Genomic DNA, 1,580 nt, shown 5'->3' on the forward strand with positions numbered 1-1,580 from the left:
GCGGGATCTGCCAGGTCGACCTGGATCTCCAGCAGGTGGATCCGCGGTACGGGTCGCCGTCCGACCTCGATTTCCCCTGACCTCTTCGGTGTCTCTCAGCCTGCCGTATCGGGGGCGGGCTGAGAGACACCTCCCCTACCTCCGACAAGGAGAAATCAACATGGCCTCTAGCGATCAGCGTTCCCGGCGGGAGTCTCTGCGAGGCGCGGTCCGACATGACTTCGAGGAGGAGACGAACATCCGGTTCCGGCCGGTCCGCTGGTTCTTCGGGGCGCTCGCCGTGGCACTCGCGGTCGGTTTGGTCTTCTGGATCGTCGGCTGGCTGACGCAGCCTCTCCGCACCGCTTCCGGCGTGCGGGAGCGGGTCGGCGACCCGGACAACGTGCTCTACCAGTACGAGCACTTCCACGACCTGTGTGCTGGGGTGCGCGCCGACGACGCGAAGATCACCGCCAAGCGGGATGAGATCACCGCCTACGACAAGCGGCACCCCAACGGCGACAAGTCCGACCAGTTCCAGGCCGCCCCGAAGCGCGACCGCCTCGACACCGAACTGACCGGCCTGCAGCAGCACCGAGCCGACCTGGTCGAGACCTACAACGCCGACTCCGCCAAAGCCAACCGGTCGCTGTTCAAGGACCGCAGCTTGCCTGAGCGGCTCGGCGACGACACCCCCACCTGCAACTAACCCCCTGGAGACACTCCGTGAAGACCAAGCTCGCCGCAGCGTTGGCCCTGGTCGCTCTGGCCGCCGCTGGATGCACTGGCAGCCCCGAACGGCAGGCCGCTCAACAGACCTCCTCCGACCAGCAGAAGAAGTACGAGAAGGCCGTGCCATTCCCGGCAGGGGACCTGAACAACCCTCTCGACCGGGCGAACCTCGCCGAGTACCTCAAGCGCAGCAACGACCCGAAGCGCATCTCCTACGTGTACCTGCTCAGCATGGACGCCAAGGTGATCGCCTACTACACGATCAAGGGCAAGGTCACGAGCGTCTCGTCGCAGCTGCTGCCGCAGGACGACATCATCGACGCCTGCGGCGCCTCTACCTGCTACCAGGTCGTCGACTCGGCCGGCGACGATGGCACCTACGGCGGCAACGAGCCTGGCGTGTTCTTCTTCACCACCAGTGGCGCGCTCGTCACCTGGACGGGCGACTACATCCAGTCTGACCGCCCACTGGACGTGAAGACTCCGGTCTCCCTCGTCGCGAAGGTGGGCGACTGATGCCTGGCGACAAGTCCCTCTTCCGCGTCTGGGCGGTCCTCTTCGGCTGGCTGCTCGTGATGCTGGCTCTGGTCTGGCTGGTCCTCGCCGCCGTCGGCTACGTCAGGGCGGTCTGAGATGGCCGACGTCGTTTGGTACGAGCGGGGCGAGGACCTCTCGGAGCCGACGCCCGAGGAGGAGTTGGACTTCTTGCGGCGGGAGCGCGTCCGCTGGGACTCCATGCCGGTCACGTACCGGTACACCGCGGTAGGGCCGGAGTCCGGCCCTGACGGCGCCCTCGTGTCTGTGGAGGTGCCCGCCACAGAGGTAGGCGCCTGGGCGCCTGACCGTCCCGGGCAGCGGCTGATGCGCCA

At 66.9% G+C, this 1,580-nt stretch carries 3 protein-coding genes; all 3 read left to right on the plus strand.

Annotated features, from left to right (window positions below):
- The first annotated feature begins 160 nt into the window (after nt 1-160).
- Nucleotides 161-688, plus strand: a complete 528-nt coding sequence (locus AB0395_RS47925; RefSeq protein ID WP_366294988.1) for a hypothetical protein — start codon at nt 161-163, stop codon at nt 686-688.
- Between the two features lie 17 nt (nt 689-705).
- Nucleotides 706-1,227 carry a hypothetical protein gene (locus AB0395_RS47930; protein WP_366294990.1) on the plus strand — a complete coding sequence of 174 codons (522 nt, stop codon included), beginning with the start codon at nt 706-708 and terminating at the stop codon, nt 1,225-1,227.
- Nucleotides 1,228-1,344: 117 nt separating this feature from the next.
- The coding region (locus tag AB0395_RS47935) for a hypothetical protein (protein ID WP_366294992.1) at nt 1,345-1,580 on the plus strand (236 nt) is incomplete at its 3' end.

Origin of the sequence: Streptosporangium sp. NPDC051023, from assembly GCF_040689595.1 — a bacterium.
Lineage (GTDB): Bacteria > Actinomycetota > Actinomycetes > Streptosporangiales > Streptosporangiaceae > Streptosporangium.

What these genes read in the sequence shown, in the direction of transcription:
- AB0395_RS47925 (WP_366294988.1), top strand. Translation starts at nt 161, where the DNA reads ATGGCCTCTAGCGATCAGCGTTCCCGGCGGGAGTCTCTGCGAGGCGCG.